Origin of the sequence: Comamonas testosteroni ATCC 11996 (assembly GCF_000241525.1) — a bacterium.
Classification (GTDB): domain Bacteria; phylum Pseudomonadota; class Gammaproteobacteria; order Burkholderiales; family Burkholderiaceae_C; genus Comamonas; species Comamonas testosteroni.
Window position 1 is genome coordinate 19160 of sequence record NZ_AHIL01000043.1, and the last position, 13813, is coordinate 32972.

The 13813-nt window shown below is 58.5% G+C and carries 15 protein-coding genes; 2 read left to right on the forward strand and 13 right to left on the reverse strand.

All coding sequences use genetic code 11. The annotated features are described in order from the left end of the window. The first annotated feature begins 30 nt into the window (after positions 1-30). On the forward strand, positions 31-450 hold the full coding sequence (gene cadR / locus CTATCC11996_RS18605; protein ID WP_003079129.1) for a Cd(II)/Pb(II)-responsive transcriptional regulator: 420 nt from the start codon (positions 31-33) through the stop codon (positions 448-450). 253 nt (positions 451-703) lie between these two features. Beyond that, a complete protein-coding gene (locus tag CTATCC11996_RS18610) occupies positions 704-973 on the forward strand; it encodes a hypothetical protein (protein WP_224648078.1) in 270 nt (89 codons plus the stop codon). A 7-nt stretch (positions 974-980) separates the two neighbouring features. Here the strand turns inward: CTATCC11996_RS18610 and CTATCC11996_RS18615 are convergent, their stop codons facing one another. The 13 genes from CTATCC11996_RS18615 to CTATCC11996_RS18675 form a co-directional block, all read right to left on the reverse strand. Next, complete coding sequence (locus CTATCC11996_RS18615; RefSeq protein ID WP_003055179.1) at positions 981-2597, reverse strand: conjugal transfer protein TraG N-terminal domain-containing protein; 1617 nt, start codon at positions 2595-2597, stop codon at positions 981-983. 5 nt (positions 2598-2602) lie between these two features. Beyond that, positions 2603-3016 carry a hypothetical protein gene (locus tag CTATCC11996_RS18620; RefSeq protein WP_003055181.1) on the reverse strand — a complete coding sequence of 138 codons (414 nt, stop codon included), beginning with the start codon at positions 3014-3016 and terminating at the stop codon, positions 2603-2605. Continuing rightward, complete coding sequence (locus CTATCC11996_RS18625; RefSeq protein ID WP_003055183.1) at positions 3013-4395, reverse strand: integrating conjugative element protein; 1383 nt, start codon at positions 4393-4395, stop codon at positions 3013-3015. The genes CTATCC11996_RS18620 and CTATCC11996_RS18625 overlap by 4 nt, the downstream gene beginning before the upstream one ends. Positions 4396-4415: 20 nt before the next feature. After that, positions 4416-5645, reverse strand: a complete 1230-nt coding sequence (locus CTATCC11996_RS18630; RefSeq protein WP_003062520.1) for a TraU family protein — start codon at positions 5643-5645, stop codon at positions 4416-4418. A gap of 62 nt (positions 5646-5707) precedes the next feature. Next, positions 5708-6154: a TIGR03757 family integrating conjugative element protein gene (locus tag CTATCC11996_RS18635; protein WP_003055187.1), complete on the reverse strand. Its 447-nt coding sequence runs from the start codon at positions 6152-6154 to the stop codon at positions 5708-5710. Next, positions 6151-9000: a conjugative transfer ATPase gene (locus CTATCC11996_RS18640; RefSeq protein WP_003055189.1), complete on the reverse strand. Its 2850-nt coding sequence runs from the start codon at positions 8998-9000 to the stop codon at positions 6151-6153. Before CTATCC11996_RS18640 ends, CTATCC11996_RS18635 begins: the two co-directional genes overlap by 4 nt. Next, positions 8997-9482 carry a TIGR03751 family conjugal transfer lipoprotein gene (locus tag CTATCC11996_RS18645; RefSeq protein ID WP_003055191.1) on the reverse strand — a complete coding sequence of 162 codons (486 nt, stop codon included), beginning with the start codon at positions 9480-9482 and terminating at the stop codon, positions 8997-8999. The genes CTATCC11996_RS18640 and CTATCC11996_RS18645 overlap by 4 nt, the downstream gene beginning before the upstream one ends. Further along, a complete protein-coding gene (locus CTATCC11996_RS18650; protein WP_003055194.1) occupies positions 9469-10887 on the reverse strand; it encodes a TIGR03752 family integrating conjugative element protein in 1419 nt (472 codons plus the stop codon). The genes CTATCC11996_RS18645 and CTATCC11996_RS18650 overlap by 14 nt, the downstream gene beginning before the upstream one ends. A gap of 7 nt (positions 10888-10894) precedes the next feature. Further along, a complete protein-coding gene (locus CTATCC11996_RS18655; protein ID WP_003062523.1) occupies positions 10895-11983 on the reverse strand; it encodes a TIGR03749 family integrating conjugative element protein in 1089 nt (362 codons plus the stop codon). 5 nt (positions 11984-11988) lie between these two features. Beyond that, entirely contained in the window at positions 11989-12729 is a 741-nt protein-coding gene (locus tag CTATCC11996_RS18660; protein ID WP_003055196.1) for a PFL_4703 family integrating conjugative element protein, read from the reverse strand. After that, entirely contained in the window at positions 12729-13157 is a 429-nt protein-coding gene (locus CTATCC11996_RS18665) for a TIGR03750 family conjugal transfer protein (protein ID WP_003055197.1), read from the reverse strand. Before CTATCC11996_RS18665 ends, CTATCC11996_RS18660 begins: the two co-directional genes overlap by 1 nt. A gap of 1 nt (position 13158) precedes the next feature. Continuing rightward, complete coding sequence (locus CTATCC11996_RS18670; protein WP_003055198.1) at positions 13159-13542, reverse strand: DUF2976 domain-containing protein; 384 nt, start codon at positions 13540-13542, stop codon at positions 13159-13161. Between the two features lie 26 nt (positions 13543-13568). Next, entirely contained in the window at positions 13569-13811 is a 243-nt protein-coding gene (locus CTATCC11996_RS18675) for a DUF3262 family protein (protein ID WP_003062529.1), read from the reverse strand. Between the last annotated feature and the right edge of the window lie 2 nt (positions 13812-13813).

Consider the following 13813-nt stretch of genomic DNA (forward strand, 5'->3'; position numbering starts at 1 on the left):
AAACCCGCAACTAGTGCCAGGGAATACAGAGTGAAGATCGGTGAATTGGCCAGCGCGACAGGGGTGCAGATCCCAACAATTCGTTTCTACGAGCAGGAGGGATTGCTGCCACCTGCAGCGCGCACGGCAGGCAACTACAGGCGATATGACGAATCGCACGTCCAGCGACTAGCGTTTGTGCGAAATTGCCGCTCGTTGGATATTGGGCTGGACGATATCCGGTCTTTACTTCAATTGAAAGATAGGCAGCGTGAACCTTGCGGCGAGGTCAATGAGCTTCTGGACAAACATATCCTGCAGTTAGTCAAACGCATTGAGGAGCTGAAGGCTCTCGAGGGACAGTTGATCGCTCTTAGAGCGCAATGCTGTTCCGGGCAGGTCGTCGAGCTGTGTGGAATACTTGATGGCCTGTCGTCGGCGTTGCAAAGTCCGGTGCCAACGATGTTATGAAAAATATCGGCCGTCTACTCAGCGAACCCAAGAGTTTGACTCGAAAGAGATTTGATTTACACGCGGCGTCTGCATCGATGATGGACTTTCAGTGTATTGCGCATACTTGCACTGGTACTTCTGATTTGATCGCGCAACGTTGACAATCTGAACCTCAGTCGGTTCGATACATAGAAGCTTCACGCCCAGCCTTCGAGGGATGTGGAAGTCACTCAATTTGGATCGTGTGGAATGCACGATCGCCCAGGGAAACATGAAGATCCATTTCACATCGTTGGGGCTTCTTATGCTCAAGTTCTTTATCGCACTCATCGGCCTGTTTTGGCGAGTCCTCCTCATCGTTGGAGGCCTAGTGCTTGGCTCGCTCTGGAATGCTGCTTGGGCCTTCTTCACTTCGCCCATGACGGATGATGAGGAAAGCACCTCGATCTCCTGCGCTTACGATGCCCATACTGCATTCCAAAATGGAGAAATTGGTATGGGTGAACTTCAGTATTGGTGCGAACAAGAAGAAGACCTTTAACTAGCTGTCAACGTTTTAATCGAACGCTAGACCCCTTACCAGCTTTGTTAGAGAGGTTGTCTGCTTTGTTAATGCTGGAGTTTTCAAGCCCAAGTCGATAGCCCGCCCACGCCATCATGGAACTCCAGATGAGTGGAAGTGCAATGAACATCATTGCCAATAAAGTGTTAAGAATCATGCGCTTGTATAGTTGCGGCTGACCGGAGCTCACGCTTTGCGTAATCTCTTGCATCAATGCAGATCCGGTCAAACCTGGGTACATCGCATCGATTAAATGGGCGTCAACCCATCGGGCCACATACCACATGACGGCCCAAAACTTAACTGTGAATATTGCTAATCCACCAACCACCATCACTTTCAAATCGTAGCAACTAATCACTACGATCAATGGCAGGAACATATACAACGCCATCAGTACAAGTGCTTGGAGCATGGGAAGCATATTCAACAATGGGACCATGCCGAGTGAGGATTCAAATGCCTGTTTACCTACTCCGATGGTACTAATCCCCCCTGTGACAGTACGCCACGCGTTCGTGCCCTTGCCATAGTCGTCGCCCAGCATCTTGTCAGGACTAACAAATGTCGGGTTGGCCTTCTCAAAGGCTAGCTTTGCCATGGCATCCTTGGCCTCATCTGTCGAACTAAACGTGATAGTGTTTTGGGCGACTTGCAAGAGACTCCGCCATGTCGAGGTGTTGCTGGTGAGGCGCTCTCGCACTCCTCCTGTAGCAGCGTCAGCTTCCCACCATTGCTTGCAAGTTGGGCGCCCCCAGTCCGGGTTCATAAAGCCCTGATCCGAACCGCCACCTTGCATGTATTCGCTGTCGCGATTGAAGTCGATGCTCCAGCCAGGCACCGGGTTATATGAGCGCATCACGTCATAGAAACCGGGCTCTGTTCGGAAAAACTGGCTGCCCACCCAGTCCACATCCGTGGGGCCATAGATGCTCCCCTCTGCGAGAATGCCTCGGCCGTTTGCTGAGATCTGATTCTTGTCCATCGAGAAATACTGGCTGCGCGCAGGCACAAAGCACTCGCTGTAGAAGCGCTGCACATCGTGCAACAGAGCCGGATCTTCAATCGTGGCCATCCTGGCCAGATCTGCTACGACGCGCAGATCGCGTTCAGAGCTGGTCATGCCCGCCCGAAAAGCGCCATTGATGCCAGAGGACAGCCCCATGACGCTGTACCACCACAAGGGGACATAGGACAGGTTTCCAGATCGGGCAAAAGACCCATTCACCGCGTCGGCCATCGCTCGGTCGTAGCCCGAGTTCGTCCCACCCTGTGTCGACACGACCTGAGGCTCAGAACCATCTGCAGCTCGCTCTGGCTTGTAGCTGAGATTGATGTTGTGCAGCGAGGTGAGAGGCGTGGTGGCGAAGCACAGGGCCATAACCAGCAATGCTGTAATCAGCTTGGTCTGTATGGACTCGATGAGAGCCAGCACGCCGTTAAACCCTGCGCCTTCTTCTTTAGCGCTATGCCACGCGCTAAACGCGATGAGCGCGAAGGGCAGGGCGGCCAGGCCGGTTCCGGTCAAAATTTCGCCGAGAAGGTTGGCGAATGCCCAGCCGTAGAGCGTCGTAAAAAGTTCAAGATAGCTATCGAGCTGCATATCGATCAGGAGATAAGGCCCATGATGAATCGGGCAATATTGCCCGCGCCTATTGGCACGAGTGCCAGGTACATCGTCAGCATGCCGGCAACGCGCCAGCGCATCGCCAGCACCGCCCGCAGCTCATGCTTGGCCACGTAGCCGCGTCTGAATCCCCAGGCCACGATCGGACGCCAACTGACAATCACCCAGCAGCACAGGGCGGTCTGAGTAAGCGTCCCGAGTTGCGCGCCCTTGCGAAACCACGCTGAGACAGAGACGACCTGTGAGGGCTCCAGCTTGAGCAGCCAGGTCAATAAGGTGCCGCCAATCAAAACGATCAAGGCACCGTAGATGAGCCAGGGCAGCCAACGACGAAGCCGCCCCTTACGCTTTGGAACCGACTCAGACGCTTCCACGACTTTTTCGGTGTCGGTCATCTTGTGCTCACACGTCCGTCGACCAACGGCGCAGGATCTGCACGCGTGCCGCCTTGCACATCCATCGACGCGGCCCCGGCTTGCTGCTGGTTGCCCATAATCGACAAAGCTGTCTCGCCGGTCATTTCTTTCCGAATGCGGAACTCAAACATCATGTCGTTGATGTACTGAGTCAGGCGGTCAATCTTCGTCTGCACCTCGGATCTAACGGGAGCAGCGCCCGTGGCCTCGGGCAGGCTCATACCGGAGATCAGCGCGTTACGCGCGATCAGTGCCTTGTCGATGGTCTTGTAGACCGCAACCTCCTGGGCCAGGCGGTTAATGGCCACGGACCGCACATCGGTCGGCAGCTTGCGCACGGCGTCCATCAGCTGTGGGCTCACGGCCATGCCGGGAGCGCTGACCTTGGCCAGGTCGGCATGGCTGCTTGAAGTGCTGAAGCCCATATTGCGCATCGTGGGCAGTACCTCGTCCAGCTCGCGCTCAAACTTCGGTGCAAGGCCAGTCGCCGTCGAGGTGATGGTGGGGCTCGGGCAATCGGAGCCTTGGGTGCACATATAGATTTTCTGATCACCAAGGACCTCAGAACTCCAACGGGCTAAGTCTTCAGGTGTCTTGAAAGCCTGGACCAGTCGTGTCGATGCCAGAGAGGAGCTACCGTAGTTCGCCGTTGCCAGCGAATTGGCAGCCTTGTTGATCGTGACGTTGTAGCCAGCCACCGCCAGGTCACGGATCGGCTGAATCGGTGGCGTGCCAGCACCCCCAGCGCGGGTACCGAACACCCATGGCAGCCCCGCACGCTGGCCAGACTCGTTCTTGTTGATATCGAGCTTGGCATTCACCACGCTGCCGCCCGCGTTGGCCTTTACCTTCCAGGCATCGCCCTTTGCCAAAGCAATGTACTCCTCATACGGGTCTTGACCATTCTTAATCATCGACTCCATCTCTTCGCAGGTCTTGAGCGACGCGGACACCAATAGATCCGCCTTTTGGCTGAAGTTCTGAAAGAGTTGGTAAAGGCCAGGCTGTGCGCGCTGGAGGAAGTACAGCGGCAAGGCCGAGATGCCCGCCTGGACGGCTCCAGTGATGGTTGCACCCAGGTTCTGAATGCTGTTCATGAGATCCGACCAGGAGAGGCCAATGTCAAATTTTCCGCAGGAATAGTTTGCGCGGACGCCAGCGCCCAGTTGCATCGACAAGGCACTGCGATGGGGCGCAGCGCTGATTGGAGAGCCGCCTCCCATCCGGTAATAAAGACCTGAAGACGTAATCGTCTGTGCGGCAGCCGGTGCCACGACCGAGGGAGCCAGCACGCAGGCCAGGCTCACGGCCACGCAGATCCGCTTGAGGCGCAGAGAAGGGGAATGTGTGATTGTCATAGTGATACTGGAGTGGGAGGTCAAGGCACGGAATAGAGATAGACACCACGGCGCCGGCAACAGGTGTACTTTTGCCAAAGATTCCAGGCGTAGCCGTCATCGGAACTGGTTGCACCGTCCCCAAAGGAGGTCAGTGAGAGCGAGTCGTTTTGGCCGAACTGCTGGCACCCGGACCAAGCCTGCGGATACAACATCTGCCATTTGCGTTTCTCCCCATAGTTGAAGTAGCGATAGCCACCGGAGGGCTGGACACGCGAATAGATGTGCGGCTGAGCCTCCTTGTAGATGATCGAGGCGACCCTCTCAGCCAGCACGGCTGAGGCCTTCACGGGGTGCGACTGGATGATTTCTCCGGTGCGTGGGTAAACGTTGCCCCAGGTCTGCGTGTAGCCAGACCCGATCTCGCCTAATCCGGGCACCCAGGCCTGCGGGTAGATCATTTCCACGGGCACGATGCCGCGCCAGAAAGGCGCATCGAGCTCGCTTTGGAAGTGCAGGTTGAAATAGCTGGCTCCGCCAGGACAGAAGAGGGCACCTCCGGTGCTGCCCGAGAGTATTTCTGAGAGCTGCTGCAGACCGGCGATGCCTGCCTGAATCTGCTGCACTGTCTCGGCAATCTCCATCACCTGCTTCACGCCCTCAATGGTCTTGAGGATCGTTCCAAGGCTGGCCAGCAATGATTCCGAGCTCAACAGACCCTTGGCATCAGATGCCACAGTTTCTGCAATGCTGGCAGGCACTTGGGTCCACTGGCGCCCAATATTGGGTAGCTCCTTCGAGGGGAACTTGGCCAACTCGCTAACCGTGGGAAATGCGATGGACTTCGGCATTGTGAACATGCCGCCAGACGCGAGCATGCTGGCAAACATGCCGGCAGGATTGCCTATGGCATCCGCCCCTTTGAAGTTCGCCATGGCCGAGTTGCTGTCCAGGCCGCCGGCGGACGAGTCCAGCAGCCGTCCTGTCAGTGCAGATCCAGCCGTTGTCAACGTGGTGGCCACGACCGTGCCGATGTCGGTCCAAGGGTGGCGCAGCGGTTCGTTGTAGGTGCTGACCACCACGTCTGGCACATAGTGGGAGATCTTGATCGAGGTCCGAATCCAGCATCCGGTCCAGCCGCAGCTCAAGAAAAAGCACACGCCCTCGACGGAGTACGACACACAAGACAAGGCTGCCTTGGCCGTATTCGCGATGATGGCCGGGGTGGTGGTTCCTGCCATGGTGGTGGCCGGTGTGAGCACGGCGCACATCGAGGCCGTACTGACGGCCGCGACGAGACGGCGCAGCCTGAGATTTAGGGAAGCTCGTTTTTTCATCGGGAAGGCCTCTGCTGAGCCGCGGCGAATAGTTCGATGGCGCGGTCCACATCCGCAACTCCATAAATGACCTTGGCGCGATTGATGACGATGGCCGGGAGCCGGTCCAATCGGTACTGGACGGCCAGCGTCATGCCGGAGGCCGCATTGGTGATCTGGTCCTTGTAGCGGCGGCGGATCTCGCCCTCGTGCTGACGCATGTAGGCCATGGCGTCGGCCTCGTTCTTGGGCAGCCCTGCATTGAGCTGCTGCTCAAGCTGAGCCATGGCGTCCACGCGATAGACCTTGAGCACGTAGCCAGGCTGGCGAAATGGCGGCCGCACCACCGTGGCCGAATTGGCGAAAACTTCCACCGTCGTCACCGAAGGGCCGATGGAGCCTTGGGCCAGGACGCCATGAGAGCAAAGGCCCAGCACCAGGGCAGTGAGGGATGACCGCATCATGCGCGTGCCTCCTGCAGGCGTGCCGCCACGCGGTAGGCCGCTTCAACCTCGGTGCATCCTTGCTCTTTCATGAGGCGGTGGCGCTCGGCTTTCTCGTGGCCTTCGGTCATTGCGAGGGCAATGGGCAATGCCGGTGGCACGTTTCGGAACAGCCACTGATTGTTCGCGCTGATGAGCACACCTTCGGTGTACTTAGCCGGCTCCTTCACGGCAGACTCCATCATGTGGCGTTGCTCTGGTGTGAGCGAACGAAAGCGCGCGATCTCCTCGATCTCGTTCTTGTCCATGGTCAGCAGCATCCAGAACTCGCACATGGACAGCACGCGGGACATACTGCCTGGGAAGTCCTTCAAGTTTTGCGTGGCCAACCAGAACCAGGCATTGAGCTTTCGCCACATCTTGGTGCCCTTGGCCACCTTCGGGCCAAGCAGCTCGTTGGTGGTAATCAAGTGCCCTTCATCAGTCAGCATGATGAGGGGGCGATCCTCATGCTGAGCGGCCTCTGCGCGCGACTGCACCGAGTCCAGCAGGCTGGTGTAGGCCACAGCAAGCGCATCCTCATAGCCGTCTTTGGTCAGTGTGCCCATTTCCACGAGGGTCACATCGGCATCGGGCCAGTCCTGGCCCAAGCGGTTGAAGAGCTTGCCGCGCAGGCCTGTGGTGAAGCTCATCATCGAATGGCCCATCTCTTCGGCACGCGAGCGGCGGTGCTCCGACAGAGATGCGTCCTTGACCATGGCCGTCAGCTCCAGGGCAACGTCTTGTGTCAGAGGATGGGGCTTGCCTTCCTTGGACACGCGCACTGCGGCTCGAATAATGGCTCTGGTGACCAGATAGCGGTCGGCCCGCGTCATGCGTTTGAGCTCGGCGTCTTCACCGCCCGTAATCATCATGATGGCCGAGATGAGCATCTCGCCCAGGTAGTCGCGCTTTTCTTCGTCCGAGTCGTCGTCGGCGTCAGCAGGCTCCATCACTTCATTGACCGACTCCATCAGTCGCTCGGCACCGACGAGCTCAGCATCCTCTTCGGAGGGGATACCCGCTCCAGCGCCGAAGTATTCCTCCGCTGCCTTGAAGGACTCCATGATCTCCTTGTCCTGCAGCAGCTGGCTGCCGTACACGAATGGAGGCAGTGATACGTCTGTATCGCCGCTCAAGTTGACGCGATGCACGCTCAAGCCTTTAGTGGCCATGTCCTTGACCATCAGATCGAAGGACTTGCCTGCATCAGCAATCACCAGGCGTGGACGGTGGATGGCCATCACCAGCATGGACAGGTAATTCAACGTCGCCGACTTGCCCGCACCTGTGGGGCCGAACACCACCATATGGGCGTTCTTCTTACGGTCAATCTTGTTGAGTGGGTCGATCCACAACGGCTCGCCGCCGCGATTCCAGAACCAAAAGCCTGGGTTGGCCGTGCCGCGTGAGCGCCCATAGACCGGCAAAATGGCGGCGATCAGGCTCGCAAAAGTCAGGCGCGACCGTCGCATGCTGCGAAGGTCGAACGAGGGATCGAATGCAAATGGCAGTGCACGCAGGAAGGCGTCATGCGGCACCAAGTCCTCTCGGGATTCGATGAAGCGCATCCCGGTCGGCGTCAGCTGGGCATTGACCTCGGAAACAGCCGCATCCAGATCCGCATGGGTCTTACCGCTCAGGTACAGCCCCATGAACATCGGATACAGCTTGTCCCCGGTGGCCATGTGCTGGAGCACTTGCTCCGACTCTCTATGGGTCTCCTGCGCCACGGCGTTTTGAGCACGGGAAGCCCTTTTGATGTCTTCGACGTGGCGCTCGACCTGGTACTGCGCTGCAATCGTCACCGTCACAGACAGCATCGATCCAGGCGGCAGTCGGTCAAACCGCGCATAGGCTTCGTTCCCGATCCGGCTTTCTGCGGAGAAGTGCCCGATGCTAGGGTGAGCACGAAGGTTTTGCAGCGTGAGGAACTTCACCGGCTGGCCATCGAACTCGAAGCAGCCTTGTTCCTGGTTGCACGAGGGCTCCGAAAGGTTCAGCGACTCGGAAAAATCCCAGTCATAAATACCCTCTGGAGCCTCATCACCCGGATAGGGCGCGCCGCGGAACAGCTCGGCGCCCGTGCTGGCCCAGGGCACGCTACGGTTGAAGAATGGAAGCATCCACTCGTAGAAGTCCTTGCCGTTGGCACGCCGCGCCGTCACGCCGGCTTCGTTCAGCGTGGCAAGCAAGGTTGTGGCCACCGCCTCCATCTGCTGCTCGGCCAGGCGGCGCTCATTGACCAAGTCATCAAACTGGCGATAGATGCAGCAGCGAACACGGCGCTGCTGGCCGCGCCAGGTCTGGCCCGTCACCAAGGTGTCGGTGAACAGCCCTTGCTCTCGGGAAACCTGCGACAGGTGACTGCGGAACTCTTTCAGCACGGACTGCGTGTATTCCGAGTCGATGATGGCCTGCGCGCGATTGGCGTCCTTGTGCTGGGACAGGATGTAGTCGTGAAGGTATTGGTTCAGCCCGTCGATGTTTCGGTCATCGCTCAGGAAGAACTGGACCACCCAAGGAGAAGAGTCGACCTCGGGAATCGCCTGGATAGCCTCTTGAATCTTGCGGCAGTGCTCTTGCAGGTACTCCAGCGGCTGCGCCTCCGTAGCGACAGCCCCCAGCTCGAACAGCGCGCCCAAGGTCTTGCCGTCGCGCATCACAAAGTTGCGGTCTTTGGGTGAAAACTTGACCCAAGGCAGCAGCTCAGTGAAGGAGGGCGGACGGGCGGCCATCTGCTTGCGGTCGGCGGCTGTCATGAGCCGGCGCTTGTGCCTGCCTTTGGTGCCCCCAGACAGGCCCAGCATTTCCAGCAATCCGCTCATTGGCCAGCCTCCCGCGCAGTGCGGCCGCGTGAGAATGCGGCGCGGCCTTGTTGCAGCTCTTCGGCCACCTCACCGGGCATGGCGTACTCCGTTGACTCATACATTGGGAAAACCGTGACATAGCCAGGCACGGGGTAACGGCCCTTGGCCAGGTGGGGATAGACCACCATGACTAGATCCGGGTTGGGTACGCGTGCAAAGCGCTGTTGCATAGGCTCCAGGGCTGACCAGTAGCGCTGCGTCATTTCGTCGCCGCGCGCGATCGGGCGCGCACTCGACGCACGCTCCAGGCGGTCCCGCGCCGTCTCACGAGAGGAAGCTGCTGACTGCGGGGGCTGAAACTTGCCCCGATACACATCCACCAGGGTCGGACTGCCAGCCGTAGCCTCCTTCAGCGGAGACTCGCGCGACCCAATAGCCGTGCAACCAGCCAGTAGCGCGGGAAGCACGATGGCAAGAAGAAGGGGATTATTCGAGGCCATAGCGGGCTCCAGACAGGACATTGGGGGACTGCGTGCGGTGCACGATCTTTCTTGGGTCGGCGGGCTTGTCGATTTCGATCTGGCGGTCCAAATGCACGACCAGCTGCTGGCCAGCGGGCGTGACCACCGCGTCAAACGAGCTCTTGAGGCGCTCAGTCAGCCAGCGCACCAGCTCATCGGTGGCTCCAGAACCCATGCGGCCCAGTGCAAAACTGCCGGCATTTCCGGTGATCGAGGAGGTGGTGCCATTGCTGCTGGCCATGGTGGTGGTCTGGGCCTGCGCCAAGGCCTCGGCGGCCACGCCCAAGCCCTTGGCACCAATGATGTCGGTCAGGTAAGCCGGCGCATTGGTCACGAACTTGCCTTGAATACAGGGGTTGCCGTACAGATCACTGATGAATCCAAGGTCTGTGGAACCATTGGTAGCGATGGCTGTGACGCCGGCACCTGCCTGGGTCTGCGGCGCACGACGCGCCGAAACCGTATGGATCGCACCATCGTTGAACACGAAAGTCATGCTGCGGATCTTTCCCTCGGTGCACGACAGCGCCATATCGCCTACGGCCACGCCGGTAACGATCATCCCGGCGAGGTCTTCGGGCAACTCCCAGCCGTTGGCGGCCAAGTTGTCGCGCCCGACCATGGCTTTGAATTGCATGGGGTCCGTCACACGGCCATTGACCGGCACACGGCCGATCAAACTGGTCATCGCGGTGACGCCCGCCAGCGTGGAGTTCTCCGGCAGCGTGAAATAAGCCACGGGTTGCGGCTTCGTGGACGCCTGAGTGGCCTGAGCAGCTTGTGCGGCCTGGGCCGCGCTGACCGCACTGGGCATGGATTGCGTGCCGTCCGGGGCTACCCGCACGTAGCGCGTAACCATCTTCCCTTGATGCTGGGTTGTCTCGGTGGTGTAGCCCATGGGCGGAACCACCTTGTAGGCAGTGCTGCCACCGGACAAGCCTAGATCCTGGGAGCCACCAGCGGGACGATGACCTCCGCCGGCGGCATTCGAACCAAGCCCTGTAACAGAGTCGATAGCGTCGCCAATGGGCTTAAAGACATCGACTGGGGCTGGATCTGTGTCATTGCTGGTACCACCAACAGCACCAGCAGAAGAGGTGCCTGCAGGTGCACCTTTCTCCAAGCGCTCCAGGCGCTTGTTGAAATCCTGGTTAGCACGGAGCACATCCTGAATATCAGCACGCAGATCCTTGTTGGAGGCCACCACTGTGGCCAGCGTCTCGCTGGGCGTGTCCTCATCGGCGCCTGCCGTTTTGGGCAGGGGGGCGGCTGCCATGGGCGCAGCGGTCGGTGCATTGTTCTGGCGCATGACGATGACCGAGCCGACGATGACGAAGGCCACAATGACAAGAACAGGGGTGAGTTTGTTGCTTTTCACTGCCATGGGGGCCTCACAGACAGGACTCGAAAGTGCGATCGCACACCAGGTAGACCGCCGTGGTGTCGGTGTCAGTGCCAGCAGCACCGATCCGGCCATGTTGGGCCGTGGCCGAGAGCCAGCGCCCGCGCAAGCTCTCCAAGGGCAGCTCCAGGGCAAAGCTCGAGCGGTTGGTGACGCGCACCGCAGTCACATACAGGTTTCCCGACTTCCACTGGCCTACGGGCGCAGCGTCCACGGCAGAGCCACGGAACAGTGTCGGCACGGGCTCGGTTCCTACGCCAACCTGGCTCACACCTGGCATGCCACCAGCCAAGCGTCGAGGTGCGTAGAGCTGGCGGGCAGCATGTCGAGTGAGCTGCACCATGTCCGCAGCAACACTCTCTTGCTGTTGAGACTGGCCGCCAGACAATGCAGCTCCACCAATGGGGTTCGGCACGGTCGTGGGCTCGATCACAGAAACCTGCAGCTCGCCTTTAGCGGACTGCGTGGACACGACCTTGCCCTTGGAGTCTTTAGCGTCTGGAGCGGCTACCGCAATCAGATCCATCGGAATCTGCTGGCCGCTATCCACCAGCTCGGCAATGATTCGGATCGCCGTGAATGGCACGAGCGCAGTCACATAGATCGTGCCGGCGATCGACTCGATACGCGCCACGCTATCCATGTCACTGGGCATGCGCAGCAACGCATCGGCTGGCAGGGTCACAAGGCGCTCCTGGCCGACCGTCAGATTCACCCGGACTGGCTCACGCGCAAACACAGCACGCTCGGCAGGGCCAGAAGTCAAAGGAGCTGGGCCAACGCGGCGTAGAGACGCTTCGGCAGCTGCGCGCCTGGCGGAGCCCACGGCTGTATTCGCCAGCGGTGCGGGCACGCTCACGCCTGCCACCATGCGCCCGCCAGCTGGGGCGCGTCCTGCATTGGCTCCTGCAGCTGGTGTTGTAGCTGCTGCACCCGTTTGGCCCAGGTCAATAGGCTCATTGAACTCGGGCGTCTCGGTACTGCCCGCCAGCGATTCGACCTGCTGAGCAGCGACGCTGCCATGCAGAAGCTGCAGGGCGACCAGGAGGCAGATCGAAAGAGAACGACGTTGGATCATGTGGATCAATCGACAGAGGTGTCACGAGGCAGGCTCGAAGGGGCAATAGTTCCGGGCAGACGCGGTGCTTTCAGGTCCGCTTGAACCGGCGCGCCAGGCTTGAGCTCCGCAGGATTGAGGCGCGCGGGCTGGCTACTGCCGAAGCAATCCAAGCCCAGACGCCATGGGTTGCGCTCACGGTCCACATCGAAGCGCACCACGCGCAGCGGGTACCGAATGAATACGTCCTTGACCGGCTGCCCTGCGAAGGTCTCCTGAACCTGCATGTCCAGCAGCACCGTCCAGGCATCCGAGCCTTCACGGATCACGCGGTTTTCGCTGTACGGGAATCCGGGGATCTCGCTGATCTGGCGAGTACGGCGGCGCAACTCGCCTTTGGCATGACGCTGCTGCATATCGGTTTGCAGTTGCGCCTGGCAACGAGGCGTCAGATAGAACTGCATCGCATAAATCTGCTTGCCATAGTCTTGAGAGCCATCGCTTTGCCAGCGATTAATCTGCTGCCAGATGTAGTACGCAAAACCGTAGGCATTTGTAGACGGCACTGGAGACTGCCCATCAATAACCCGTATCGTGTCACCCGCCTTAATATCTGGCGCAACGTGCAAGTCGATATTCTTTGGAACGCGCGAAGCGAACCACATGCCAGCCACTGCCAGCCCTACTATGCCAAATATGATTTTGGTAAGCTTTGCGCTATGGCTGCGCTCGGACGCAAGTGCGTCCAGATAATCACCACTGCTCATTATTTGGTTTCCGATGATTTGGCTTCAGCCCTGATCGAATTCAAGCGATAGCTGCAACCCAATTGCATCCGGCCGTCATGAACCAGAAATTTTGGCTTGGCCAAGTTGTGCGACACGAGAAAAAAATGCATCCAATGAAGGTAGTAGCCTTCAGGGCGGTTTCTCTTTACTTCTTGCAGGTACAGTGATGAATACCACAGCACTGTGAAAGGCACGATAATGCATATAACTGGAACAGTGATCCAAAGTCCCGAGATATATGCAACCACGCCTCCGACAAACAGGCTGGCGGCGAAAGACACGGCCCCAATGTACCCGGCTTCGCTTGCTGCCATGCCATTGATAATAGGTGGCTCAGAGTTCACGCGATCGGTCAGCGGAGCCGAAGCAATGGACATGCCTTGAGGACGGGTGTCTTTCGCTGTCATGTCAGGCCAGGGTCTGAGTAGCGTAATTGACCATCAACACCACGAGGCTGAGAATAATGACGCTAACAATTACGTGCTCTTTTAGATCGCCAAGCTGAATAGTGCCTTTGGTGTAGTCGCGATAGCGTTGCAGCGAAGCAATTACCACATATAAAAATGCGGCAACCGCAAGGACCAAACCCAGGATGGTAAATCCGAGTTTCAGATAAGCGCCTATGATCCCAAGAATATCGCCTTCTTGTGTGGTGCCGCCGCCGATACTTCCACCTGCTGGAGGTTGAATTGTTGGCAGAGCGCTAAAAGCAGGGCAGGTTGCAAGCAGCACAACCGGAGCCAATGCGATAGATGCGATGCCAGAGTTAATTTTTTTCAAGTGTTTCTTCATGATTTCTCCTGTCGATTAATTGATTTCTATAGGATGATTGATCCAAGCACTCCGGTCACTAATAAAACGGTAATAGCGACACCAATACATGCCCTCATGGCCTCCGATGTATCTAGCTCTCCATCCCCAAAGGCCTTCAATATCAGTGTCCCGAGCCATGCACCGACAGAAAACACTATCGCAAACACCAAGACAAAAATCAGGTACTTCAAGTTTTGAGGATTGAAGCCGGCGCCTTGTACGAATGCCGTCGCCATTTCTGAACGCATGG

Excerpts from the sequence above, each read along its gene's own strand:
- CTATCC11996_RS18610 (WP_224648078.1), top strand. The coding sequence starts at position 704 with ATGAAGATCCATTTCACATCGTTGGGGCTTCTTATGCTCAAGTTCTTT.
- CTATCC11996_RS18670 (WP_003055198.1), bottom strand. The coding sequence starts at position 13,542 with ATGAAGAAACACTTGAAAAAAATTAACTCTGGCATCGCATCTATCGCA.
- CTATCC11996_RS18660 (WP_003055196.1), bottom strand. The coding sequence starts at position 12,729 with ATGAGCAGTGGTGATTATCTGGACGCACTTGCGTCCGAGCGCAGCCAT.
- CTATCC11996_RS18615 (WP_003055179.1), bottom strand. The coding sequence starts at position 2,597 with ATGCAGCTCGATAGCTATCTTGAACTTTTTACGACGCTCTACGGCTGG.
- CTATCC11996_RS18635 (WP_003055187.1), bottom strand. The coding sequence starts at position 6,154 with ATGATGCGGTCATCCCTCACTGCCCTGGTGCTGGGCCTTTGCTCTCAT.
- CTATCC11996_RS18655 (WP_003062523.1), bottom strand. The coding sequence starts at position 11,983 with ATGATCCAACGTCGTTCTCTTTCGATCTGCCTCCTGGTCGCCCTGCAG.
- CTATCC11996_RS18675 (WP_003062529.1), bottom strand. The coding sequence starts at position 13,811 with ATGCGTTCAGAAATGGCGACGGCATTCGTACAAGGCGCCGGCTTCAAT.
- CTATCC11996_RS18650 (WP_003055194.1), bottom strand. The coding sequence starts at position 10,887 with ATGGCAGTGAAAAGCAACAAACTCACCCCTGTTCTTGTCATTGTGGCC.
- CTATCC11996_RS18630 (WP_003062520.1), bottom strand. The coding sequence starts at position 5,645 with ATGTGCGCCGTGCTCACACCGGCCACCACCATGGCAGGAACCACCACC.
- CTATCC11996_RS18620 (WP_003055181.1), bottom strand. The coding sequence starts at position 3,016 with ATGACCGACACCGAAAAAGTCGTGGAAGCGTCTGAGTCGGTTCCAAAG.
- CTATCC11996_RS18625 (WP_003055183.1), bottom strand. The coding sequence starts at position 4,395 with ATGACAATCACACATTCCCCTTCTCTGCGCCTCAAGCGGATCTGCGTG.
- CTATCC11996_RS18665 (WP_003055197.1), bottom strand. The coding sequence starts at position 13,157 with ATGACAGCGAAAGACACCCGTCCTCAAGGCATGTCCATTGCTTCGGCT.
- CTATCC11996_RS18640 (WP_003055189.1), bottom strand. The coding sequence starts at position 9,000 with ATGAGCGGATTGCTGGAAATGCTGGGCCTGTCTGGGGGCACCAAAGGC.
- CTATCC11996_RS18645 (WP_003055191.1), bottom strand. The coding sequence starts at position 9,482 with ATGGCCTCGAATAATCCCCTTCTTCTTGCCATCGTGCTTCCCGCGCTA.